We start from the raw sequence: 22,318 nt of genomic DNA, 5'->3' as shown, positions 1-22,318 counted from the left end.
CAGAGCTGGCCCGAGCCAATCTGAGCAAGATCCCCGCCGGGCTGGAGCGGGAGAAGGCAATTCGCCGCCTCGTCGGCATGCTTGCTCGCCGAGGCATCAGCCAATCCATCGCTTATACGGTGGTGAAGGCCGAATTATCGGGTGCCCTGTCGGATTCCGACTGACAGAATCGGGGCATGAACGAGGGGATTGCGGCGGCCTTGCGTGATATCGCGCAGGTCTTTGCGAGCTACCCTCGTCGTCCGGTGCTCGAGCGGTGCCCGCATTGCGGCCCGCCGGTCAGGGTCGAGGAGGTCGACCTTTTCTGGTTGAGCATCAAGCTCGGCAATACCGTTGGTGATGGCACCGATGTCAAGGCGCTGTTGCCCTTGCTGTTCGAGCGGCTCATCACGACGAATGAACTCGATCCCGACATCGTGTTGGGCAAGTTGGCTCAGCAGAAATGGGAATCCTGGCCGCTCGACGAACGGTTGGCTATCGAAACCTTCCTCGACCGGGCATGGCTGTTTCTGCTGTCCGAATTCCCGTCCCGAGCGGGCACGTTCGCCGACTGCGCCGAATTTCTCCGCGCCACCGCCGCCGCGGCCATACCTCCCGACCGGTTCCTGGCGCTCTGGGATGCGTCGACCGGTGCGGCGGCAGACCGTCATCTCGCCGAGTTCGTGACAATCGCCCTCACATCCCGCCGAATCGAACCGGAAATCCGCGCTTGGATAGGACGGAAGTCGTTGCGGGACAGGCTGTTACGCGCATTCGAGCAAAACGACGACGATCCGGAATCGGCCGACGCCTTCGCCTGCGCCTACGACAATGCCTGCGTGCTCGAATCAGCTTGATGTCGGTGCCCCGACGTACCGTGGAGGGCATGGCATTGACATTGGAGGAACGACAGGAGTTTCTGGCTCAGCCGCACATCGGTGCGATGGCTGTGGCCGTGAGCCCGGATCGCGCGCCGCTGAATGTGCCGATCTGGTACCAGTATTCGCCCGGGGGTGAGCTGTGGGTGGTGACCAGCGCCGGGTCGAGGAAGGTGCGGGCGTTGGAGGCCGCGGGACGGTTCAGCATCATGGCGCAGGTTTTGACGCCGTCGGTGCGCTATGTGACCGCCGAGGGGCCGATCACCCGGATCGAACCCATGAAGGACGGGATGCTGCGTGAGATGGCAGCGCGGTACCTCCCCGCCGACAAGGTGGACCCGTACCTGAAATACGCGGAGTCCCTAGGTGACCAGGTGGTCGTCTACATGCGCCCCGACCACTGGCTCTCCGCCGACATGGGCACCGTCTGATCATCGAGTGGCACACCCTGGAGGCGGAATCCGGGATTATCCGGACAAAAGCCCTCCAGGATGTGCCGCTCGGCGATCAGGGGGTGAGGGCGCGGAGGTAGCGGCGGCGGTAGTGGCGCTGGGCTACCAGGAGGAGGGGGAAGGCGGTGCGCCAGACGCCGTTCGGGGCGGGGCTGGTGAGGGACCGCAGCGTCAGCAGGATCGAATTGTCGTCGGCGCGGTGGAGGATGAAGGCTTCCTCGCCGGAGACGGGGTGGCCGGGGAGGGTGCCGTAGGAGAAGGCGGCACGATCGGGGGTGTCTACGACGGCGACGATTCGGATCGGTTCATGGATCGCGATCGGGCCCATTGCGGCGGTGATTCGGAAGTTCGCACCCGGAGAGACTCGGAGGTCGGGGGTGTCGAGTGGTGCGACACGGAAGCCGCTGCGGCGCTTGATGCCCCAGGTCAGGAGTTCTTCGGTGGCCCGGTTCCAGATGCTCGACGTCATGCGGTCGCCGCTCGTCGTCCGGTCGCCATTGGTTGGGCGGCCGTCGCTGAGGATCGTGGTCGTCTCGAAGCGCCGGAATCCGGGCACCCGGGCGGCCCAGTTGGGATCGGCGGGATTGGTCGCACCGACCGGACCGTAGGTGAAGTCCCGGTCTGATTCCATCGGCCCAGCATATGCATGCGGGCCGGGTCAAGGCAGGACGCCTCTGCTCAGTGCAGGACACCGCCGGGGCGGCGGGTGGAGACCGCGCGGCGGGTATGGCGGTGGTTGGTGTGGCGGCGGTGGCGCGGGGCGGCCAGGCGGGCGGGGGCGGAGCCGTCGGTGGTGGCACGCCGGTTGTCGCGGAGGCGGGGGAGGGTCTCGGAGATGCGGGCGGCACCGAGAATTGCCGCGAAGGTGGCGAGGCCGGCGGCCAAGGGAGCGATGACCGTGATCAGGAAGAGCCCGAAGACGAATTCTCTCCGAGCGTTGTCGTCTTCGTTCATGAAATTCAGTATGCGAGCTGGAAACCGTCCTGGCTCGGAATTTCTCCCGAGCCAGGACAATTGGTCAGTTTCCGGACTTCGCCTCGCCGATGACCACCGGCCCGGTACCCATGCCCGGGGGAGCGGCGATGGCACCGGCGGGCAGTGCGGTCCGCGACCCGCGCTTGCGGGTGCGCAGCCACTTCTCGACACGCGTGGCGACCACGGTCAGCGTGTAGTTGAGGATGATCATGATGGCGGCCACCACGATCAGCGACTGGATCGGATTCTGTTCCGCCGCACCGAGCTGCGCGCCCGATCGCACGACCTCCAGATAGGTGATCTGGTAACCCAGCGCGGAGTCCTTGAGCGCCACCACCATCTGCGAGATCAAGGCCGGCAGCATGGCGGTGACCGCCTGCGGCAGCAGGATGGACACCATCACCTGCGTCTTGCGCATGCCCAGCGCGACCGCCGCCTCGGTCTGCCCCTTGGGCAGCGCCAAGATGCCGGAGCGCACGATCTCGGCGATGACCGACCCGTTGTAGACGGTCAGCGCCAGCACCACGGCCGAGAGCGCCAACTGGTCGGACGGGAAGACATTGTTCTGCGCGAACAGGTTGAACAGGAAGATCATCAGGATCAGCACGGGAATGGCCCGCGAGATCTCGACGATGAACCCGGCGACCCACCGGATCGACCGATGGTCCGACAGTCGCAGAATGCCGAACACCATGCCCAGCACCAGTGCCAGCACGATCGACAGCGCCGCCGCCTCGAGCGTGCCGCGCAGACCCGGCAACAGGTAGGTCGACCAGATCTGGCTCTCGGTGAACGGTTTCCACTTCGCCCACTCGAACTGGCCCTTGTCGGCGAGTCCCCGGTAGACGAACCAGATCACCCCGGCCGCCACCGCCACCGCGAGGACCGAGTAGATCCGATAGCGCAGCCGCGCCCGGGGGCCGGGCGCGTCGTAGAGCACAGAAGCCGCGGTCATCGCGCCACCCCGTATCGTTTGGCCAGCCAACCGAAGAGCAATCCGGTCGGCAGGGTGAGGATGACGAACCCGAGCGCGAAGATGGCGCCGATATTGAGCACCGCCGCCTCGTTCTCGTTCATCTCCGACATGAGCAGCGCGGCCTCACCGACACCGATGGCCGAGGCGATGGTCGAGTTCTTGGTCAGCGCGATGAACACGCTGCCCAGCGGCGCGATGACGGCCCGGAACGCCTGCGGCAGCACCACCAGTCGCAGGTTCTGCCCGAAGGTGAACCCGAGCGACCGCCCCGCCTCGGACTGCCCGAACGGAACGGTATTGATGCCCGATCGCAGCGACTCGCAGACGAAAGCCGCCGTGTAGACGCTCAATCCGAGGATCGCGAAGCGAAAACTGTTCTGCGCGATACTGTCCGACCCTTCCGGCGCGAGCCGCAGCCCGAGCGAGGAGTACAGGCCGAGCGAGCAGAACACGATGATCAGCGTCAGCGGCGTATTGCGAATGATGTTGACGTACAAGGTCCCGAACCACCGCGCGACCGGAATCGGCGACACCCGCATGGCCGCCACCACGGTGCCGAGAATCAGCGCCCAGAACGCCGAATACAGCGTCAGCTTGATGGTCACCCAGAACGCGTCGAGCAGTTTGGTGTGATAGTTGGAGATCAAGTCGAACACGACTGCCCCATTCCTCCGATCGGAAAACGAAGCGCGCCGGGTGATTTCAGCGACGAGAAATCACCCGGCACGCGCCGTGACTCAGTACCGGTCGACCTTGGGCGGCTCCGGGATCTGGAAGCCGGTGGAGCCGAAGTTCTTGTCCAGCGCCGCCTTCCACGCCCCGGTGCTGATCATGGCCTCGATGGCGTCATTGATCTTGTTGCGGGTCTCGGTGTCGCCCTTCTTCACACCGATGCCGTACTTCTCGGTGGTGAAGGTGTTGCCGACCACCTTGAGCGCGCCCGGCGACTGCGCCGCGTAACCGCGCAGGATGATGTCGTCGGTGGTGACCGCGTCGACCGCGCCGGACTTCAGGGCCTCGACACACAGCGAGTAGGTGTCGTAGGTGATCAGCTGCACCTCGTGCGCGCTGACGTACTTGTCCTTGATGTTCTGCGCCGGGGTCGAGCCCTTGACCGAGCACAGCTTCTTGTTGCCGTTCAACGAGTCCGGCCCGGTGATGTCGGTGTTGTCCGACCGCACCAGCAGCGACTGACCGGTCTGGAAGTACGGGCCGGCGAAGTCGACCTTCTGCTTGCGAGCGTCGGTGATGGAGTAGGTCGCGACGATGAAGTCGACCTGCCCGTTCTGGATCAGCGTCTCGCGCTGCGCCGACGGCGACTCCTTGAAGGTGATGTTCTCCGGCTTCACGCCCAGCTTGTCGCCGACGAACTTGGCCACATCGACATCGAAGCCGCTGTAGCTGCCGTCCTTGTTCAGCAGGCCCAGGCCCGGCTGGTCGTACTTGATGCCGACGGTGAGCTTGCCCTTGGCAGCGTTCTCACCAGCGGACTTGTTGCTGCCGCCGCCGCATGCGGTGACGGCGAGCGCCAGGGCAGCCACTCCGGCGGCGATCCGGATTGCGTGGTTGATCCTCATCGAACGTCCTGTTCTCTCGTGGAGGCGGGAGGGTTTCCCTAAGTGGAGTGGGGGGTCAGTGGGAAAGGATCTTGCCCAGGAAGTCCTTGGCGCGATCCGACTTCGGCGCGGTGAAGAAGCTGTCGGGGGTGGAGTCCTCGACGATCGCCCCGTCGGCCATGAACAGCACGCGATTGCCCGCGCGGCGCGCGAAGCCCATCTCGTGGGTGACGACCAGCATGGTCATGCCGTCCTGGGCCAGCTTCACCATCACGTCGAGCACCTCGGACACCATTTCCGGGTCGAGCGCGGAGGTGGGCTCGTCGAACAGCATGACCTTGGGATCCATGGCCAGCGCGCGGGCGATGGCGACGCGCTGCTGCTGGCCGCCGGAGAGCTGCGCCGGATACTTGTCGGCCTGGTTGGCGATGCCGACCCGCTCCAGCAGTTCCAGCGCGCGCCCGCGGGCCGCGTCCTTCTTGAGCCCGCGCACCTTCACCGGCGCGAGCATCACGTTCTCGATGATGGTCTTGTGCGCGAACAGGTTGAACTGTTGGAACACCATGCCCACATCGGCGCGCAGCTTGGCCAGCGCCTTGCCCTCGTCGGGCAGTTTCACTCCGTCGACGGAGATCTCACCGGAATCGATGGTCTCGAGCCGGTTGATGGTTCGGCACAGTGTCGACTTGCCGGAGCCCGAGGGACCCACCACGATCACGACCTGCCCCCGGGGCACTTCGAGATTGATGTCACGCAATACGTGCAGCGAGCCGAAGTGCTTGTCCACATTCCGCATCGAGATCATCGGCGCGGAGGTGCTGATGTGATCGGCAGCATCGGTCATGACCAGTGACCCTAACCACCTTGCGCCCGAAATGCTCGTCTTTGCCTTTGCGGCTCCCGCTGTGCCGGGTCTCGACACCCCCGCGTAACCAGCGATTGATACTCCCGAGACCGCGATCGCGCCGTAGGACGCTGATTCGGCGACAATTCCACGACCATCTACCCTGGTTGGGTGAATTCCCCGGCCCGCACCTACGAGGTCCGCACCTTCGGGTGCCAGATGAACGTGCACGACTCCGAGCGACTCTCGGGTCTGCTCGAAGACGCCGGATACGTCAAGGCCGTGGTCGGCGACACCGCTGACCTGGTCGTTTTCAATACCTGCGCGGTCCGCGAGAACGCCGACAACAAGCTCTACGGCACCCTCGGCCACCTCGCGCCGATCAAGGCGGCCCGTGAGGGCATGCAGATCGCCGTCGGCGGCTGTCTGGCGCAGAAGGACCGCGACACCGTGGTCAAGAAGGCCCCCTGGGTGGATGTGGTGTTCGGCACCCACAACATCGGCTCGCTGCCGGTGCTGCTGGAGCGGGCCCGCCACAATGAAGAGGCTCAGGTCGAGATCATCGAAGCGCTGGAAGCGTTTCCGTCGACGCTGCCCGCCAAGCGCGAGTCCGCCTACGCCGGCTGGGTGTCGATCTCGGTGGGCTGCAACAACACCTGCACCTTCTGCATCGTCCCGTCGCTGCGCGGCAAGGAGGTCGACCGGCGGCCCGGCGACGTGCTCGCCGAGGTGCAGGCGCTGGTCGATCAGGGCGTGCTGGAGGTGACGCTGCTGGGCCAGAACGTGAACTCCTACGGCGTCTCCTTCGCCGACCCGACCGAGGAGCGCGATCGCGGGGCGTTCGCGAAACTGCTGCGCGCCACCGGCAATATCGAGGGCCTCGAGCGCGTGCGCTTCACCTCCCCGCACCCGGCCGAGTTCACCGACGACGTCATCGAGGCCATGGCCGAGACGCCGAATGTCTGCCCGCAGCTGCACATGCCGCTGCAGTCGGGTTCGGACCGAGTGCTGAAGGCCATGCGCCGCTCGTACCGCAGCGCGAAGTTCCTGGGCATCATCGAGAAGGTGCGCGCGGCCATGCCGCATGCCGCCATCACCACCGACATCATCGTCGGCTTCCCCGGCGAGACCGAGGAGGACTTCCAGGCGACCCTGGACGTGGTGCGGCAGGCGCGGTTCACCAGCGCCTTCACCTTCCAGTACTCGATCCGCCCCGGCACGCCCGCCGCGACCATGCCCGATCAGCTGCCGAAGGAGGTCGTGCAGGAACGCTACGACCGGCTGATCGAGCTGCAGGAGCAGATTTCGCTCGAGGGCAACCAGGCGCTGATCGGCTCGACCGTCGAGCTGCTGGTCGCCGAGGGCGCGGGCAAGAAGAACGACAAGACCGCCCGCATGTCCGGCCGGGCCCGCGACGGCCGTCTCGTGCACTTCCGCCCGACCGCGAATCCGGCCCCCGGCAGCGAGATTCGACCCGGCGACGTGATCACCGTCGACATCACCGGCGCGGCCCCGCACTACCTCATCGCCGACGGCGAGGTCCTCACCCACCGCCGCACCCGTGCCGGTGATGCCCACGAGCTGGGCGTCACCCCCAAGACCGCCCCCATCGGCGTCGGCCTGGGCCTGCCCCGCATCGGCGCGCCGGTAGTCGTCGAGACCGCCGCCGCGGGCTGCGGTTCCGCCTGCGGAGACTAGCGACAACATCCCCTCGTCATTCCGGCGTGCTTTTGGCCGGAATCCATCCTGCCCGCTGTGGATCCCGGCCAAAAACGCGCCGGGATGACGGGTAAGGCCCCGGATCGGCGGGGTCGCTGTCAACTACGCAGCGTCATAGGGCAGGATGCCTGGGGTACGTGTGGGTCGATGCGCCCGTCGCGGGAACTCCGGGCCGCACGCCGCCGACCAATGACGCGCAAGGCGTGAGCGAGGATCGCGAGCGGAATGACCGAGCAGCAACCCACCGGCCCCGACGAGTCCGACCAGCCTCGTGAGCAGCCGGAACACCCGGAAGACGAAGCAGCACAGGCAGAACCGACCGAGGCGAGCGAGGAGAGCATGAAGGCCGAGGCGAACGAAGAGAGCAAGCAGGCTCTGAACAGTCAGGACTTCGAGCAGTTCCGTTCGGACCTCGAGGCGGTCGAGCGCAAGATCGCGGGGGAGATCGATCCGGGCGTGCGCGCCATGGTGGTCGCGGGCGCGGTGTTCGTGCTGCTGGCCTCGCTGGTGCTGCCGCACGCGGGCAAGACCCGCGGCATCGACGTGCTGCTCTACGACACGGTCGCCCAGGCCGATCACATCGGACTGCCGTCGCGGATCTTCGTGTGGTTCGTGGTGGTGTTCGGCATCGGCTTCTCGATGCTGGCGCTGATCACCCGCCGTTGGCTGCTGGCGTGGATCGCGGTCGCGGGGTCGGCCATCGGCAGCGTGTTCGGCGTGCTGTCGATCTGGCACCGGCAGACTCCGGGACTGGGCAACTACCACGGCGCGGGACCGGCCGTCGGGCTGATTCTGGCGACCATCGCCATCATGGTGCTGACATTCCACTGGGTGCGCGTGGTGTGGGCTCGCACCACTGTGCACCTGGCCGCCGAGGAGCAGCGTCGATTGGCCGATGCGCAGGCCGAGGAGCAGCAGCGTCGCCGGTTGTTCGGCGAGGACTGAGAATTTCGAGAGGCCCGGCCGCGATTCGATTGCGGCCGGGCTTTTTTCATGTCCTGATCAGGCGCGATCCGGCCGGTAGGCGAGTCCGGCGACCATCGCGGCCAGGCCAGCGACCACCATGTAGAGCCAGCCCGCCCGGAATTCGGTCATGGTGCGGGTGGCGGCCGAACCCAGGATCGCGGTGAGGATGGCGACACCGAGGGCGGAGCTGGTCTGGCGGGCCATCATCAAAGTGCCGGAGCCCAGCGAGATCTGGTCCTCGGGCAGCAGGGTCGAGGCGCCGAACAGCGGCGGTTGCAGCAGCGCCGTGCTGGCCCCGGCCAGCAGCGCGCCGGGAATCATCACCACCGCATAAGAATTCGAGAAGCCGCTGGCCAGCACCCACCAGGCGCAGCCGATGGCGATGGTCGCTCCGCCCAGTGCCGCTGAGGTGCGTGCGCCGAACCGGGCGACGAAGCGGCCGGAGAACGGCGACATCACCAGGCAGCTGATCGGCATGGCCGCCACGCCGAGGCTGGCCTGCATGACCGAGTAATGCCATTCCTCGGTCATGAACAGCGTCGCCTCCAGGATCATGGCGGCGAAGGCCAGGTAGTAGCAGAAGACTCCGAGGGTCGCGGTGCGGAACAGCTTGTGCCGCAGGATGATCGGGCTCACCACCGGGTCGGGGTGGTGGCGCACGTGCAGGATGAACAAGCCGGTCAGGACGATCGCCGCGGCCAGGCAACCCAGCGTGCCGGGCGCGGTGTAACCCCAGTCGGTGGCCTGCACGAACACCGTGGTGAAACCGGCTGTCGCCCCGAGGATCAGCGCCGCGCCGAGCAGATCCAGACGCCGGTTGACGCGATGGCGGATATCGGGCAGCACCTTCAGGCCAAATGCGAACGCCACCACCGTGAATGGCACGTTCAGCAGGAAGATCCACCGCCATCCGGCCTGCAGCAGCAGTCCGCCGATCACCGGTCCGCTCGCGCCGCCCGCCGCGGCAATCGCGGTCCAGATGCCCATGACCGTGGTGTGTTCGCGTTTCGGGAACACCGGTAGCACGAGGCCGAGACCGGTCGGGATGAGCAGGGCGGCGGCCGCGGCCTGCAGCACGCGCGCCGCGATGAGGATCGCCAGATTCGGTGCGAGTCCGCAGGCGATCGATGCCAGCCCGAAAAGCGCTATGCCGAGCAGGAATCCGCGTTTGCGCCCCGTGTCATCAGCGAACCGACCGGCGGGAACCAGCAGGGCCGCCATCACGATCGTGTAGGCGTTCAACGTCCACGACACCATGCCGGTGGAGGCATCCTCGAACGACCGCTGCAAGGCCGGGAAGGCGACGATGACCGCGAAAAGATCCAGGATCGCCAGGAATTGGGCGATCCCGGCTATGGCCAGCACTCGCCATCGCCTCGGATCGGCCGTATCCGCCTGGGGGACCGGGAATGTGCGTTCGCTCGTCGTGGTCATGTTCTAGACCTTGCTCGCTCGCCACCCGATCCACGAGTGGCAGGAATGCCACACTGCGATAGATTTCTGACAACTCTCGCGCTAGCGTGGAGTCATGGATTCGAACGGTCCCGGAACCCTCGCCCTCGCGGTAGCTTCCGGGATGCCGATCTTCGAGGTCGCCATCCCGTACCAGGTTTTCACCGAGCTCCCGCAGGGCGTCGACCCCGCCGACTGGTACGACTTCAAGCTCTGCGGCCCCCGCGACACCCGCCACGCGACCCTGCGCCACCACTTCGCCAGCAATACCGAATACGACTACGACGACCTGATCAACGCCGACACCGTCATCGTCCCGTCGACCCCGCACGCCCCCATCGACCCGCCCCCCGACCTCGTCGAGGCCGTGCGCCTGGCCTATGAGCGCGGCGCCCGCATCGCCTCCCTGTGCACGGGCTCGTTCGTCCTGGCCGCCGCTGGCCTGCTCGACGGCCGCCGCGCGACCACCCACTGGCGCCACATCGACGCGCTGCGCGCCCGCTACCCCCACCTCGACATCGACCCCGGCGTCCTCTACATCGACGACGGCCGCATTCTCACCAGCGCCGGCACCATGGCCGGAATGGACCTGTGCCTGCACCTGATTCGCAAGGACCTGGGCTCCCACATCGCCAACGCGGTAGCCCGCTACTTCGTCGTCTCCCCGCACCGCGCCGGCGGCCAGGCCCAATACCTCGAATCCCCGGTCCCCACCTACCCTGCCGACTCCGGCCTCTCCGCCACCCTCGAATGGGCCCTGACCCGTCTACACGACCCGTTGACCGTCGCCGACCTGGCCGCCCACGCCAACCTCAGCGACCGCACCCTCGCCCGCCGCTTCCACGCCGAACTGGGCGCCACCCCTCTCCAATGGCTCCTCACCCAACGCCTCATCCGAGCCCGAGAACTCCTCGAACTCACCGACCTCCCCGTCGAATCCGTAGCCGCCCGCTGCGGCCTCGGCACCCCCGCCAACCTCCGCACCCACTTCAACCGCGAAGTAGGCCTCTCCCCAACCGAATACCGCCGCTCCCACCGCCCCACCCGCCACGAGGTGATCACCGACCCCGCCCCGGCCGAGAACCCGCTGTCCGGTGCCGCTCTCGTCGAGCGTGTGACCAACCTGCGGAAGGAGCTGGACGCTGCGGAAATGGAGCTCGTGATTCCGGACCGGCACGAGTCATGATCCTTTCCGCCGCGAATATGTCGTGGCCGCGGTGATTCCCGGTCTCTGGATCAGTCCCGCCCGACGAGGTAGTCCGCAAGGAGGTCGTATTGCTCGGCGTCGATGCCGTCGTCGAGCGGCACGGCCACCGCGACTGTGCCGATCTCCTCGCCGACGAACAAGGCTGGGTCGTTGCAGTCCGCAAACCCGATCGCGTCGATTCCGGCCTGCGCGGCCCCGCCGCACCAACCGTGGTCGGCCACCACCAGGTCGGGCATCGGCCCTCCGGTCCGGCGTAGCGCGTCCAATGCCAGGCCGATCGGTATGGCGGAATGCGTGTGGATCGCCCCGCGCGGTGCCATGAGGTTGGCGACGCCTTGGAAATAGTCGATCCGAAGTCGTTGTACGCCATAGTGAGTCTGGTCGTCCCAGATGGCCCCGGTGCCCGCCTCGACCACGCTCCCGCCCGCGTCGGTCAGGGCGCCCGCCAAGCGCTGGTACAGCCGGGTGAGCGTTTTCGGATGCCCGGTGGCGAAGAGCACCCGCTGCCGCTCGCGAATTGCCTTGTCGAACCTGGCCGCATACCGATCCAACGCGGCCGCAGTGCATTCCGGGTCGATGGTGTCCACGCCGCGCCGGTAGTCGCGCCGCGGATCTACGCCCACCTTGCGCACCATCAGGTCGAAGATCGCGTCCGCGTCCCACTCGGGGCCGATGTCGAGGCCGAAGAGGTATCCCGGATCCCGTTGTGCGAGTCGCCAATAGTGCGCGAGGTTGTTCTCCCGAGGCGTGGCGACCTGGCCCGCCATTCCAGTCGCCACCAGATGCGTGATCAGCTCTTCCCGACTCGGTGCCATGTTCGCGAGCCTAACCGCGAATCGGGTCGATCGTGGATCACCCTGTGCGGCGGTGGAATTGGGTTATCGGGGGATTGTCATGGTGAGGCTGTCGCGGGCTGCCAGGTAGGCGGAGCGGACGTGGGCTGTCAGGTCGGCGCGGGTGCCGGGGGTGGGGAGGAAGGTCCATTCCTCGAGGGCGTAGCCGAAGGCGGAGACGACCAGGTCCAAGGCGAGGCGGGGGCGGGGGTCGGTGGGGTTCAGGGTGAAGCGGGTGGTGAGGATGGTCAGGGCGGAACGTGTTGTGGCGTCGCAGAATTCGAGGCCGTGGGCGTTCATCGAGGGGACCTCGGCGGCCAGGCGGCGGCTGCGCAGGACCCGGTCGGCCCAGCTCTCGTTCGGCATCTGGTCCAGGGCGGCGAGCAGGGTGTCCTCGAGCAGGTCCAGTAGGCGGTCGGTGCGGGGTGTGATCGTTTCCAGTTCGGTCAGGAAGACGGCCCACAGGTCCTGGGTGGGGGCCATGGCCACGTCTTCCTTGCTCTTGAAGTAGCGGAAGAACGTGCGCTTGGAGATCTCGACGTCGTGGCAGAGGGCGTCGAGGGTGGTCGCGTCGAAGCCGTCGTCGGTGAACCTGGTCAGGGCGGTATCGATCAGGTTCTGCCGGGTGCGCAGCTTTTTGCGGTCCCGCAGGGGCAGGTCGTCGGGGATCGCGAGGCTCATGCGGCAACTGTAACTTGTTGACGAATGCCTCTCGAGGTAATTTGCCACTTAGTGACATTTTCTGCTGAGAGGTAGCTCGATATGCGTGCTCTGCTGGTCGACCGTTCCGCTGCCGGGGGTCTTCGCCTCGGCGAGGTACCGGATCCCGAACTCGCCGCGAACCAGGCCCTGGTCCGCATCACCGCTACGTCGCTGAACAATGGCGAGGTCGCCTTCGGGATCCCCGACGCGCCCGAGGGCACGGTATTGGGTTGGGACGCAGCTGGAATCGTCGAACGCGCGGCGGCAGACGGCTCGGGACCCGCCGCCGGAACCGCGGTCGTCACCCTGGGCGAGGGCGGCGGCTGGGCCGAATTGCGTTCCGTCGACACGAATCTCCTCGGCGTGGTGCCCGCCGACGCCGACCTCGGCGCGATCAGCACCGTCCCGGTCGCGGGCGCGAGCGCACTACGCGCCCTGCGCCGCATCGGCCCCTTGCTCGGCAAACGGATCCTCATCACCGGCGCCAGCGGCGGCGTCGGCCGCTTCGCGGTGCAGCTGGCCCGACGCGGGGGAGCACACGTCATCGCCGCCACCGGCGACCCGGCAGGCCAGGGCTCCGGCCTGCAAAGGCTCGGTGCACACGAAATAGTCACCGACCCAGCCGAACTCACCGCCCCGGTCGATGGTGTCCTCGACCTGATCGGCGGCCCGGCTCTGGTCTCGGCCTTCGAACAACTAGCCGAGGGCGGCACCCTGGTAGCGGTCGGCCATTCCCACGGCCAGGGCGAATCCTTCCCCTACGGAGCACTTTTCGGCCATGAGGGCCGCCACGACCGCTCCTTGGTGACCTTCTTCCTGCTGTCCTGCCCCGACTTGGGTCCCGACCTCACCTGGCTGGCCGCCGAAATCGCCGACGGCCGCCTCGATCCGCAAATCGCCTGGCGCGGCTCCTGGCAGGACGTTTCGGAGGCCACCACGGCCCTGCTCGACCGCCGCCTCCACGGCAAGGCCGTCCTCGACCTCGACTGACCCGGTCGATCCACCGGCCATCCGATCTATGCGCCTCGCAAAGCCATTCCGGCCCTGGCCGATCCTCGACAGTTCTGGTCAAACGCTGCCGCTGGCAAACCAAAGGCCAGCAGTCGGAACGCGGGCCACGACTGCTGGGCGTGGGGCCGACCAGCCGATCACGGCTGCCACCTGAAATGTGTGGGCAGTGCTGCGCCGCGATATCCGCTGAAATCAGCTGGTGTGCGGGCCTTTACGAGAATTCGGCGCGACCTGTCGCGGGTCGCGCCGAATTCTGGTGGACGGGTCGGTGTCGACCTAGCGCTGGCTGACCGCGCCTTCGGCGGCTTCGGCCCATTCGCGCCATTGCTTGGCCTGTTCGAGGGCCTTTTCGGCGTCCTTGGTCTTGCCGGCGGCCTGGGCCTTGGCGGCCTGTTCCTCGAATTGGGCTACGCGTTCGCGGAATTGGGCGGCGCGGGCCATGGCCTCGGGATCGCTGCGGCGCCATTGGGCGTCGACGGCTTCGCGGACCTTCTTCTCGATGGCGCGCAGGCGCGATTCCAGGTCGTGCATGCGCTCGCGGGGCACCTTGCCGATGGCGTCCCACTTCTCCTGGAGTTCGCGCAGGGCGTTGCGGGCGGCGTCGAGGTTCGACTCGGGGTCGATGTTCTCGTAGGTGTGCAGGAGTTCTTCCTTGGCGGTGGCATTCGCCTCGAACTCGTGGTCGCGTTCGGTGGCCGCGGTGTTGCGGGCGGCGAAGAACACGTCCTGCGCGGCCTTGAAGCGACGCCACAGCTGCTCGTCCGCCTCGCGGGGCGCGCGGCCGGCGGCCTTCCACTCGGTGAGCAGGTCGCGGAAGATGGCCGCGGTGCCGGACCAGTCGGTCGACCCGGAGAGTTCCTCGGCGCGCACGCAGAGCTCTTCCTTACGCGTCTTGGCCGAGGCGCGTTCGCGATCGAGCTCGGCGAAGTGTGCCCCGCGGCGGCGGTTGAATGCCTCGCGCGCCTTGGAGAAGCGCCGCCACAGCGCGTCGTCGACCTTGCGGTCCACGCCGCGAATGGTCTTCCACTCGTCGAGGATCTCGCGCAGCCGGTCACCGGCGACCTTCCACTGGGTGGATTCGGCGGCGATCTGCTCGGCCTCGGCGGCCAGGGCCTCTTTGCGCTCGGTTTGCTCGTGCCGGGTGCGTTCCTTCTCCTCCTTGGCGTGCGCGGCAGCCTCGTCGGAGTGTTCGATGATGGCCCGCAGCCGGGCGGTCAGGCCGTCGATATCGCCGATCACCGCGGCGGTCGGCAATGTTTCGGCAAGCGCGGTGGCGGCGGCCTTGGTCTTGCGGGCGTCGGTGCCGGCGGCCAGGCGGGCCTCGAGCAGCGCGACCTCGGTGGCCAGATCGTCGAAGCGGCGGCCGAAGTGGGCCAGGCCCTCGGTGGCGTCACCGGCCTGCCAGGACCCGATGACGCGTTCGCCGTCGGCGGTCTTGACCCAGGCGGTGCCGTCCTCGTCGACCCGGCCCCACTGGCTGGGGTCGCTCACGCTCGGGACCACCACCGGATGGGGATGCGGGGTGGCCGGGCCGGGCGCGGGTTTGACGGCATGCGGTTTGGGGGATTCAGGTTTGCGGCGCGGGCCACCCGGACGGGGTGCCGCGGCGGCCGCGGGAGACGGCTTGGCGCTCTCACTGGGGGTGGGAACCTGGGCTGAGCTCGGGGTGGGCACTGCGGCGCCGGGCTTGGGCGTCGGGGTCGACTCCGGGTGGGTAGCCTTCTCGGTTCCGTTGTTGTCGCTCATTGCTCCTCGTCCCTGCCGCGCGTCACGGCTGCCTGGTTACGCCCTAGCTCATTCGTCTAACTGCATCCCATTCAACCAGGCTGAGATGGGAAATGCTGTCTTTGAGCCCGCTTCGGCGGCGCGGCGGTCCGGCCGGGGTGGGGCTGGTGAGGTGCGTTAGCGCTACGGTTGACGGCGTGTTCTGTGTTGCGTCGTTGGTTCCCTCGCCGCCCGTGCTGGTACCCGAACTCGAGGGTACGGCCGGTGCCGTCGGTGACGGTGCCGTCGCAACGCTGCGAGCTGCGGTGTTGGCCGCGGCGGGGGAGTTGGCCGCCCGCGCGTCGCGCTGGATCGTGGTCGGCGTGGCGGAGCCCGAGGCCGCGGAAACGGACCGGGTGATCGGTTCGGAATCGGTGGGCACATTCCGGGGATACGGCGTGGATGTCCGAGTTGGTTTGGCCGGATCGGTTGCCGAGCGTGTCTCTGCTGGCCGCAATGCGGATCCGCTGCTGCCGCTGCCCGCCTTGATCGCAGGCTGGCTGCGGGAACAGGTCGGGCCCGGCGTCGTCGCCGAATGCCGTCTGATCTCGGCGGATGCCTCGGCCGACGAGGCCCTGACCTTCGGCCGCTACCTGCGCGCGGAGCTCGATGCCGAGCCCGAGCCGATCGCGGTGCTGGTGGTCGGCGACGGTGCGGCAACCCTGTCGCTGAAGGCTCCGCGCTATCTCGATGAGCGCGCCGAGGGCGTGCAGGCCGAGATCGATCGTGCGCTGAGCGCGGGGGACCGGCAGGCCCTGGCCGCCCTCGACACCCACCTGTGTGCCGAGCTCGAGGTCGAGGGTCGTCCCGCCTACCAGGTGCTGGCCGGACTCTTCGCCGCCGACGCGTCCGATCCGAAGGTCGAAACGCTCTATGCCGCGGCCCCGTTCGGTGTCGGCTACCACGTGAGTGTCTGGCGTCCGGGAGCCGCGGCATGAGGCCCATCGCCGTGGTCGGACCCACCGCCACCGGGAAGTCGGATCTGGCCCTGGATCTGGCCGAACGGCTCGACGGCGAGATCGTCAATATCGATGCCATGCAGTTGTATCGGGGTATGGACATCGGCACCGCCAAACTGCCGGTCCCCGAACGCCGTGGCATCCCGCATCACCAGTTCGACATCCTCGATGTCACCGAGACCGCGACCGTCGCCTCCTACCAGTCCGCCGCCCGTGCGGATGTCGAGGCCATCATGGCGCGCGGCCGCACCCCCGTCATCGTCGGCGGCTCCATGATGTATGTCCAAGCGCTGCTGGATGATTGGGATTTCCCGGCCACCGATCCGGAGATCCGCGCGAAGTGGGAGGCGGTGCTGGCCGACCGCGGCACCGTCGCGGTGCACGAGGCCCTGAAGCAGGCCGATCCGGTCGCCGCCCAGACCATCCTGCCCACCGACGGCCGGCGCATGGTGCGTGCGCTCGAGGTGGTGGAGCTGACCGGCAAACCCTTCGCCGCCTCCGCGCCGCAGATCGGCGAACCCCGTTGGGGCACGGTCATCATCGGTGTCGATCGCGACACCTCCGAACTGGATGCCCGCATCGAATTGCGCACCGCGAAGATGTTCGAATCGGGTCTGGTCGAGGAGACCGAGCAGCTCATCGCCCGGGGCCTGCGCCACGGCCAAACCGCCCGCCGCGCCATCGGTTACGCGCAGGTCCTCGATTTCCTGGACGGCGAGTACGACCTGGCCGAAGCCCAGGAGCGCACCTTCATCGGCACCCGCCGCTACGTCCGCCGCCAGCGCTCCTGGTTCCGCCGCGATCAGCGCGTGCACTGGGTCGACGGCGCGGACCCGCAGCTGTCCGCCACCGCGATGGCTCTTGTCGAGCACGGCTGATCGCCGAACGCCTTACCGGCACACGCCTTCCCGAGTGATCGAACCCTGACACTCCAGGGGTGGGGGACACGCCAGATTCTCGCCGTGGATGTCGGGGTCGCGCGTTACGTTGCTGGGGTGACGGGCCGTGGGAATACGCGGAATGCCTCGGTGGAATTGTGGCGGGAGTACCTGGGCAACAGGGCCAGACGGCTGCGCGACGGTCGATTCCTGGTGCACGGCAGGCGCGCCATCACGCGCGCGCTCGATTGTCGTTGGCCGCTGGAGACTCTCGTCTACCGGCTCGGTGCGCCCGAGCCGCCGGATTGGGTGCGGCAGCTGCTCGAGACGAGTGGCGTGCCGGGGGTCGGGCTGGTGCCGGAGGTGATGGTGGAGCTGGCCGAACCCGGCGAGGCGGTGCCGGAGCTGGTGGCGGTGGCGGCGACCAGGCGGCCCGAACTGGAGGAGTTCGCGCCGGGCGCGCCGGGTGATCCGGTGCCGGTCGTGGTGGTGGACCGGCCCGCGTCGGCGATCCGGCTCGGCGCGCTGGTCCGCTCGGCGGTGGCGTTCGGCGCGGGCGGGATCATCGTGACCGGTTCCGGCGTGGACCATTACGACCCGCAGAGCGTGCGCGCCTCCGATGGCGCACTGTTCGCGATCCCGGTGCTGCGCGCCTCCGGTCCCGCGCAGGTGGCGGCGTTCCGGGACCGGCAGCGGGCCCGCGGAATCGCGACCCGTATCGTCGGCAGTGATGACCACGGCGGCCTCGCCCTCGACGATGCGGAATTCGACGGCGGCACCGTCCTGGTCCTCGGCGACGACAGCGCATCGCTGACCCCCGCCTGGCGGCAGGTGTGCGATGAGCTGGTGTGCATCCCGACCGACGGCACCCTCGGCTCGCCCTCCGCGGCCGCGGTGGCCCTCTACGAGATATCCCGGCAACGCCGGGCACTACGGTGAGGACTATGAGCGAGAACAGCGCGGCCGATATCGAATTCAGCAAGGGCCACGGCACCCAGAACGACTTCGTCGTGCTGCCCGACCCGGACGCGTGGCTCGAGCTCACCGAATCGCGGGTCGCCGCCCTGTGCGACCGCCAGCGCGGGCTGGGCGCGGACGGCGTGCTGCGGGTCGCCCGCGCGTCGGCGCTGATCGAGAACGGCGTGCTGGCCGGACTGCCGGAGGGCGTCAGCGGCGAGGACTGGTTCATGGACTACCGCAATGCCGACGGTTCCATCGCCGAGATGTGCGGCAACGGCGTCCGCGTCTTCGCCCACTACCTGGTCGCGAACGGTCTGGAGAAGCGCGAGGAATTCGTCGTCGGCTCCCGCGCCGGGGCCCGTCCGGTCGTGGTCCACCACGCCGATCCGGTCCACGGCGAGGTGACCGTGGCCATGGGTCGCGTCAAAACCCTCGGCACTTCCACCGCGAACGTCGACGGCCGCGAATTCACCGGTCTCGGAATCGATGTCGGCAACCCGCACCTGGCTTGCGTGGACCCGTCCCTGACCCCGGCCTCCCTCGCCGACCTGAACCTCGAGCGTCTGCCCGGGTTCGACCACACCCTGTTCCCCCACGGCGTCAACGTCGAGATCCTCACCGCGCTGGCCGTCGGTTCCGACGGCGAGCGCGGCGTCGACATGCGCGTCTACGAACGCGGCGTCGGCGAAACCCGCTCCTGCGGGACCGGAACCGTCGCCGCCGCGGCCGCCGCCCTGGCCGCCGACGGCTTCGACCTGGCCTCGGATGTCGGCCACATCCAGGTCCGCATCCCCGGCGGCGTGGTCACCGTCGGCATCGAGAACGGCGCCGCGTGGCTGCGCGGCCCGTCGGAGCTGGTCGCGACGGGCCGCATTGCCGCCAAGTGGTGGCAGGACGCCTGATTCGTCGATCACGCGGCGGCGGTGCTGAGCGCCTGAGCCGCGGCAGGGATCGGATCGGCGGTTTCGAGGGTCGGGTAGTCGATGTAGCCCTCGGGGCCGCCGACGTACATCAGGGGCTCGTCGCGGAGCGGGTTGAGGGGTGCGCCGATCTTCAGGCGCTCCACCAGGTCGGGGTTCGCGAGGAACGAACGGCCCAGGGAGACCAGATCCGCGCCCGCCGCGAGCAGCGCTTCCGCGGCTGCGCGGCCACCGTCGGCGGGCAGCGGGACGCCCCAGCCCAGGTTCGGGTTGGCGATGAGGGTGGTCGGCCAGAGCTGGCGAATCCGGTGGTAGAGGCTGCTTTCCGGGTCCGCGAAAACCAGGTGCAGGTAGGCCGGGTGGCGCTCGGCCAGCGCGGCGACCAGGGCCGGGTACAGCTCGTCGGTGTCGTCTTCGGCGATGCCGTTGACGGTGACGCCGGGCGCGATGCGGATGCCGACCCGGTCCGCGCCGATGGCGGCGATCGCCGCGTCGACCACCTCGAGGGTGAAGCGGATCCGGTTCTCGATCGATCCGCCGTAGCCGTCGGTGCGACGGTTGGTGTTGCCCGCCAGGAACTGGTGCGGCAGATGGCCGTTGGCGCTGTGGATCTCCACGCCCTCGAATCCCGCAGCCACCGCATTACGGGCGGCGGTGGCGTAATCGGCGACGGTGTCCTGGATTTCGGTGTGGCTCAGCTCGCGCGGGGTCACGGCTTCCTGCACCCCGGACGGGGTGTGGATGGGTTCCGGCAGCGGAATCGCGGACGGTGCGACCGGGATCAGCCCGCTGTTGTCCGGGTGTCCGACGCGCCCGCCGTGCTGCAGTTGCAGGAACATCCGTCCGCCCCGAGCCCGCACCGCATCGGTGACGCGCCGCCAGCCCGCGATATGCGAATCGGTATGGATGCCGGGGATGTTCGGGTAGGTCTGGCCGACGGGATTCGGGGTGGTGCCCTCGGCGATGATCAGCCCGGCTGTCGCCCGCTGCGCGTACTGGATCGCCATGAGTTCGGAGGGTGTCCCGTCCGTCTCCGCACGATTGCGGGTCAGCGGGGCCATGACCAGCCGATTCGGGAGTTCCAGAGCGCCGATGCGGCCGGTGGTGAAGAGGTCTGTGTTCGTCATGCCGGTAAGGTAAAACCTGACATTGATGTGAGGTGCAAGCCTCGGAACCCGTGAGGTCTCTGCCTCGGAACCCGGAGTGCCGCATGCGAATCGGTGAACTGGCCAAACGCACCGGCGTGAGCGAACGGTCGTTGCGCTACTACGAGGAACAGGGCCTGCTCGTGCCCTCCCGCACGCCCGGCGGCCAACGCGACTATCCGGACATGGCAGTCGACCGCGTCATCCACATCCAGGAACTCTTCGCGGCGGGTCTCAACAGCAAGAAGATCTTCGAGATCCTGCCCTGCATGCGAGACACCGACGGCGGCGCGAACGAGCGCGCCACGCCCGAGTTGGTCCACGAATTGCGCTCGGAACGCGACCGCATCGACCGCACCATCGCCGACCTGTTGCGCTCGCGCGAAGTCCTCGACGATGTCATCACCCGCGCAGGTGAACGCTTCACGACACGATAATTGTGGGTTCGGGGGCACGGTCCCCGTTTTTCGTCCCGGGGGTGGTGGGGGCTTCGCCCCCGCCCTGCCGGGAGGCCGGAGTCGCCCCGAAATAACCGAATGCGGTCGTTCGTTGGGACGTGGGACTATGGAGGTGTATGAGTAAGCCAGAAACGTATGAGTTCACTCCCGCCGAAGACCTCGACGAGGAGTTCAACGACGCCCCCGAGACCGGCCGGAACGGCTGGTCGGCCGCGCCGACCGTTGGTGAGCAGCAGCTCGAGGAGCGTGCCGCGCTGCGTCGTGTCGCGGGTCTGTCGACCGAGCTCGAAGACGTCACCGAGGTCGAGTACCGGCAGTTGCGCCTCGAGCGCGTGGTTCTGGTCGGTGTCTGGACCGAGGGCACGGCCGCGCAGTCCGATGCGAGCATGGCCGAGCTGGCCGCGCTGGCCGAGACCGCGGGTTCCGAGGTGCTCGACGCGCTGATCCAGCGCCGGGACAAGCCGGACAAGGCCACCTACCTGGGTTCCGGCAAGGCCGAGGAGCTGCGCTCGATCGTCCTCGAGACCGGTGCCGACACCGTGATCTGCGACGGTGAGCTGACCCCCGCGCAGCTGACCGCGCTGGAGAAGGTCGTCAAGGTCAAGGTCATCGACCGCACCGCGCTGATCCTGGACATCTTCGCCCAGCACGCCACCTCGCGTGAGGGCAAGGCGCAGGTCTCGCTCGCGCAGATGGAGTACATGCTCCCGCGCCTGCGTGGTTGGGGTGAGTCGATGTCCCGGCAGGCCGGTGGTCGTGCCGGCAGCAATGGCGGTGTGGGTCTGCGTGGTCCCGGTGAGACCAAGATCGAGACCGATCGCCGCCGCATCCGTGAGCGAATGGCGAAGCTGCGCCGCGAGATTCGCGAGATGAAGACCGCCCGCGACACCAAGCGCGCCAAGCGCGCGTCCAGCGGCATTCCGCAGGTCGCGATAGTCGGCTACACCAATGCGGGCAAGTCGTCGCTGATGAACGCGCTGACCGATGCTGGAATCCTGGTGCAGGACGCCCTGTTCGCCACCCTGGATCCGACCACTCGCCGCGCCGCCCTCGAGGACGGCCGCGAGGTGGTGTTCACCGATACCGTCGGTTTCGTCCGCCACCTGCCGACCCAGCTGGTCGAGGCGTTCCGCTCCACCTTGGAAGAGGTGACGGGCGCGGATCTGCTGCTGCACGTGGTCGACGGTTCGGATCCGTTGCCGGATCAGCAGATCAAGGCGGTGCGCGAGGTCATCACCGATGTGCTGCGCGAGACCAAGGCCCCGGCCCCGCCGGAGTTCCTGGTGGTCAACAAGATCGACGCCCTCGATCCGCTGGATCTGACCCAGCTGCGCGGCTGGCTCCCCGACGCGGCCTTCGTCTCGGCCCGCACCGGTGAGGGCCTGGATCAGCTCCGCGACCGCTTGGCTCAGATCCTCGGTGGCCTCGACGTCGAGGTCAGCGTCCTGCTGCCCTACACGCGCGGCGACCTGCTGGCCCGCATCCACGCCGACGGCAAGATCATCAGCTCCGAGCACGAGGAGACCGGCACCCGGGTCCGCGCCCGAGTCCCCAACTCCCTGGCCGGGCAGTTGACGGCGTACGCCCACGCGGGCGGCTCCGTCGACGACGCCGATTCGGCCGCCGTCGAACAGACCGCTTCGCAAGCCTGACCCGTTCCGGTAGGAGGCCATCCCCGGATGCC

The 22,318-nt window shown here is 68.0% G+C and carries 23 protein-coding genes; 12 read left to right on the top strand and 11 right to left on the bottom strand.

Annotated features, from left to right (window positions below):
* Positions 1-176 precede the first annotated feature (176 nt).
* Positions 177-836 carry a hypothetical protein gene (locus ON43_RS21880; RefSeq protein ID WP_040810308.1) on the top strand — a complete coding sequence of 220 codons (660 nt, stop codon included), beginning with the start codon at positions 177-179 and terminating at the stop codon, positions 834-836.
* 29 nt (positions 837-865) lie between these two features.
* Entirely contained in the window at positions 866-1,288 is a 423-nt protein-coding gene (locus ON43_RS21875; RefSeq protein ID WP_040810510.1) for a pyridoxamine 5'-phosphate oxidase family protein, read from the top strand.
* A 76-nt stretch (positions 1,289-1,364) separates the two neighbouring features.
* On the opposite strand, the gene ON43_RS21870 is transcribed toward ON43_RS21875, so the two are convergent.
* The 6 genes from ON43_RS21870 to ON43_RS21845 form a co-directional block, all read right to left on the bottom strand.
* Positions 1,365-1,940, bottom strand: coding sequence for a DUF1990 domain-containing protein (locus ON43_RS21870; protein WP_040810306.1), 576 nt, complete (start codon positions 1,938-1,940; stop codon positions 1,365-1,367).
* 47 nt (positions 1,941-1,987) lie between these two features.
* Entirely contained in the window at positions 1,988-2,263 is a 276-nt protein-coding gene (locus ON43_RS21865) for a hypothetical protein (protein ID WP_040810304.1), read from the bottom strand.
* Between the two features lie 64 nt (positions 2,264-2,327).
* Complete coding sequence (locus ON43_RS21860) at positions 2,328-3,239, bottom strand: amino acid ABC transporter permease (RefSeq protein WP_051178896.1); 912 nt, start codon at positions 3,237-3,239, stop codon at positions 2,328-2,330.
* Positions 3,236-3,916: an amino acid ABC transporter permease gene (locus ON43_RS21855; protein ID WP_040810302.1), complete on the bottom strand. Its 681-nt coding sequence runs from the start codon at positions 3,914-3,916 to the stop codon at positions 3,236-3,238. The genes ON43_RS21860 and ON43_RS21855 overlap by 4 nt, the downstream gene beginning before the upstream one ends.
* Before the next feature lie 81 nt (positions 3,917-3,997).
* Complete coding sequence (locus ON43_RS21850) at positions 3,998-4,837, bottom strand: glutamate ABC transporter substrate-binding protein (protein WP_040810300.1); 840 nt, start codon at positions 4,835-4,837, stop codon at positions 3,998-4,000.
* Between the two features lie 55 nt (positions 4,838-4,892).
* A complete protein-coding gene (locus tag ON43_RS21845) occupies positions 4,893-5,621 on the bottom strand; it encodes an amino acid ABC transporter ATP-binding protein (protein ID WP_040810504.1) in 729 nt (242 codons plus the stop codon).
* 210 nt (positions 5,622-5,831) lie between these two features.
* Here ON43_RS21845 and miaB point away from each other — a divergent pair, with 210 nt between their 5' ends.
* Together miaB and ON43_RS21835 are read left to right on the top strand one after the other, a co-directional pair.
* Entirely contained in the window at positions 5,832-7,358 is a 1,527-nt protein-coding gene (miaB, locus tag ON43_RS21840; RefSeq protein WP_040810297.1) for a tRNA (N6-isopentenyl adenosine(37)-C2)-methylthiotransferase MiaB, read from the top strand.
* 360 nt (positions 7,359-7,718) lie between these two features.
* Positions 7,719-8,324 (top strand): Rv2732c family membrane protein, encoded by a 606-nt coding sequence (locus tag ON43_RS21835; RefSeq protein WP_051178930.1) that lies wholly within the window; start codon positions 7,719-7,721, stop codon positions 8,322-8,324.
* 57 nt (positions 8,325-8,381) lie between these two features.
* On the opposite strand, the gene ON43_RS21830 is transcribed toward ON43_RS21835, so the two are convergent.
* A complete protein-coding gene (locus tag ON43_RS21830; RefSeq protein WP_051178893.1) occupies positions 8,382-9,779 on the bottom strand; it encodes an MFS transporter in 1,398 nt (465 codons plus the stop codon).
* Positions 9,780-9,873: 94 nt separating this feature from the next.
* Here ON43_RS21830 and ON43_RS21825 point away from each other — a divergent pair, with 94 nt between their 5' ends.
* Positions 9,874-10,983 (top strand): GlxA family transcriptional regulator, encoded by a 1,110-nt coding sequence (locus ON43_RS21825; protein WP_063712594.1) that lies wholly within the window; start codon positions 9,874-9,876, stop codon positions 10,981-10,983.
* 50 nt (positions 10,984-11,033) lie between these two features.
* Here ON43_RS21825 and ON43_RS21820 read toward each other — a convergent pair whose 3' ends face one another.
* On the bottom strand, positions 11,034-11,819 hold the full coding sequence (locus ON43_RS21820; RefSeq protein ID WP_040810295.1) for a phosphatase: 786 nt from the start codon (positions 11,817-11,819) through the stop codon (positions 11,034-11,036).
* A 63-nt stretch (positions 11,820-11,882) separates the two neighbouring features.
* The gene (locus ON43_RS21815) at positions 11,883-12,518 is read right to left on the bottom strand and encodes a TetR/AcrR family transcriptional regulator (RefSeq protein WP_040810293.1); all 636 of its coding nucleotides are present in this window, start codon (positions 12,516-12,518) and stop codon (positions 11,883-11,885) included.
* An 81-nt stretch (positions 12,519-12,599) separates the two neighbouring features.
* Here ON43_RS21815 and ON43_RS21810 point away from each other — a divergent pair, with 81 nt between their 5' ends.
* Positions 12,600-13,529 (top strand): zinc-binding dehydrogenase, encoded by a 930-nt coding sequence (locus ON43_RS21810; RefSeq protein ID WP_040810291.1) that lies wholly within the window; start codon positions 12,600-12,602, stop codon positions 13,527-13,529.
* A 297-nt stretch (positions 13,530-13,826) separates the two neighbouring features.
* Here ON43_RS21810 and ON43_RS21805 read toward each other — a convergent pair whose 3' ends face one another.
* Positions 13,827-15,296, bottom strand: a complete 1,470-nt coding sequence (locus tag ON43_RS21805; RefSeq protein WP_083913599.1) for a DUF349 domain-containing protein — start codon at positions 15,294-15,296, stop codon at positions 13,827-13,829.
* A gap of 212 nt (positions 15,297-15,508) precedes the next feature.
* Here ON43_RS21805 and ON43_RS21800 point away from each other — a divergent pair, with 212 nt between their 5' ends.
* The 4 genes from ON43_RS21800 (at position 15,509) to dapF (ending at position 19,013) form a co-directional block, all read left to right on the top strand.
* A complete protein-coding gene (locus tag ON43_RS21800) occupies positions 15,509-16,252 on the top strand; it encodes a class III extradiol ring-cleavage dioxygenase family protein (RefSeq protein ID WP_245568687.1) in 744 nt (247 codons plus the stop codon).
* The gene (gene miaA / locus ON43_RS21795; RefSeq protein WP_040810287.1) at positions 16,249-17,151 is read left to right on the top strand and encodes a tRNA (adenosine(37)-N6)-dimethylallyltransferase MiaA; all 903 of its coding nucleotides are present in this window, start codon (positions 16,249-16,251) and stop codon (positions 17,149-17,151) included. The genes ON43_RS21800 and miaA overlap by 4 nt, the downstream gene beginning before the upstream one ends.
* Before the next feature lie 117 nt (positions 17,152-17,268).
* Positions 17,269-18,090 (top strand): TrmH family RNA methyltransferase, encoded by an 822-nt coding sequence (locus ON43_RS21790; protein ID WP_040810285.1) that lies wholly within the window; start codon positions 17,269-17,271, stop codon positions 18,088-18,090.
* Positions 18,091-18,095: 5 nt separating this feature from the next.
* Positions 18,096-19,013 carry a diaminopimelate epimerase gene (gene dapF, locus ON43_RS21785; protein ID WP_174416481.1) on the top strand — a complete coding sequence of 306 codons (918 nt, stop codon included), beginning with the start codon at positions 18,096-18,098 and terminating at the stop codon, positions 19,011-19,013.
* A gap of 8 nt (positions 19,014-19,021) precedes the next feature.
* Here dapF and ON43_RS21780 read toward each other — a convergent pair whose 3' ends face one another.
* The gene (locus tag ON43_RS21780) at positions 19,022-20,158 is read right to left on the bottom strand and encodes an alkene reductase (RefSeq protein WP_040810283.1); all 1,137 of its coding nucleotides are present in this window, start codon (positions 20,156-20,158) and stop codon (positions 19,022-19,024) included.
* Positions 20,159-20,241: 83 nt separating this feature from the next.
* Between ON43_RS21780 and ON43_RS21775 the strand changes: the two genes are divergently transcribed.
* Both ON43_RS21775 and hflX read left to right on the top strand, forming a co-directional pair.
* On the top strand, positions 20,242-20,613 hold the full coding sequence (locus ON43_RS21775) for a MerR family transcriptional regulator (protein WP_040810281.1): 372 nt from the start codon (positions 20,242-20,244) through the stop codon (positions 20,611-20,613).
* Positions 20,614-20,750: 137 nt separating this feature from the next.
* Entirely contained in the window at positions 20,751-22,286 is a 1,536-nt protein-coding gene (hflX, locus tag ON43_RS21770) for a GTPase HflX (protein ID WP_040810278.1), read from the top strand.
* Positions 22,287-22,318: the final 32 nt, after the last annotated feature.

Source organism: Nocardia concava NBRC 100430 (assembly GCF_000308815.1).
GTDB classification, from domain to species: Bacteria; Actinomycetota; Actinomycetes; order Mycobacteriales; family Mycobacteriaceae; genus Nocardia; species Nocardia concava.
Note: the sequence above shows the minus strand (reverse complement) of the source record. Positions and strands in the feature narration are given on the sequence as shown.

Bases quoted from the DNA above. Each gene is read 5' to 3' on its own strand.
- ON43_RS21880 (WP_040810308.1), top strand. From the start codon at position 177: ATGAACGAGGGGATTGCGGCGGCCTTGCGTGATATCGCGCAGGTCTTT.
- ON43_RS21875 (WP_040810510.1), top strand. From the start codon at position 866: ATGGCATTGACATTGGAGGAACGACAGGAGTTTCTGGCTCAGCCGCAC.
- ON43_RS21870 (WP_040810306.1), bottom strand. From the start codon at position 1,940: ATGGAATCAGACCGGGACTTCACCTACGGTCCGGTCGGTGCGACCAAT.
- ON43_RS21865 (WP_040810304.1), bottom strand. From the start codon at position 2,263: ATGAACGAAGACGACAACGCTCGGAGAGAATTCGTCTTCGGGCTCTTC.
- ON43_RS21860 (WP_051178896.1), bottom strand. From the start codon at position 3,239: ATGACCGCGGCTTCTGTGCTCTACGACGCGCCCGGCCCCCGGGCGCGG.
- ON43_RS21850 (WP_040810300.1), bottom strand. From the start codon at position 4,837: ATGAGGATCAACCACGCAATCCGGATCGCCGCCGGAGTGGCTGCCCTG.
- ON43_RS21845 (WP_040810504.1), bottom strand. From the start codon at position 5,621: ATGATCTCGATGCGGAATGTGGACAAGCACTTCGGCTCGCTGCACGTA.
- ON43_RS21835 (WP_051178930.1), top strand. From the start codon at position 7,719: ATGAAGGCCGAGGCGAACGAAGAGAGCAAGCAGGCTCTGAACAGTCAG.
- ON43_RS21830 (WP_051178893.1), bottom strand. From the start codon at position 9,779: ATGACCACGACGAGCGAACGCACATTCCCGGTCCCCCAGGCGGATACG.
- ON43_RS21825 (WP_063712594.1), top strand. From the start codon at position 9,874: ATGGATTCGAACGGTCCCGGAACCCTCGCCCTCGCGGTAGCTTCCGGG.
- ON43_RS21820 (WP_040810295.1), bottom strand. From the start codon at position 11,819: ATGGCACCGAGTCGGGAAGAGCTGATCACGCATCTGGTGGCGACTGGA.
- ON43_RS21815 (WP_040810293.1), bottom strand. From the start codon at position 12,518: ATGAGCCTCGCGATCCCCGACGACCTGCCCCTGCGGGACCGCAAAAAG.
- ON43_RS21810 (WP_040810291.1), top strand. From the start codon at position 12,600: ATGCGTGCTCTGCTGGTCGACCGTTCCGCTGCCGGGGGTCTTCGCCTC.
- ON43_RS21805 (WP_083913599.1), bottom strand. From the start codon at position 15,296: ATGAGCGACAACAACGGAACCGAGAAGGCTACCCACCCGGAGTCGACC.
- miaA (WP_040810287.1), top strand. From the start codon at position 16,249: ATGAGGCCCATCGCCGTGGTCGGACCCACCGCCACCGGGAAGTCGGAT.
- dapF (WP_174416481.1), top strand. From the start codon at position 18,096: ATGAGCGAGAACAGCGCGGCCGATATCGAATTCAGCAAGGGCCACGGC.
- ON43_RS21780 (WP_040810283.1), bottom strand. From the start codon at position 20,158: ATGACGAACACAGACCTCTTCACCACCGGCCGCATCGGCGCTCTGGAA.
- ON43_RS21775 (WP_040810281.1), top strand. From the start codon at position 20,242: ATGCGAATCGGTGAACTGGCCAAACGCACCGGCGTGAGCGAACGGTCG.
- hflX (WP_040810278.1), top strand. From the start codon at position 20,751: ATGAGTAAGCCAGAAACGTATGAGTTCACTCCCGCCGAAGACCTCGAC.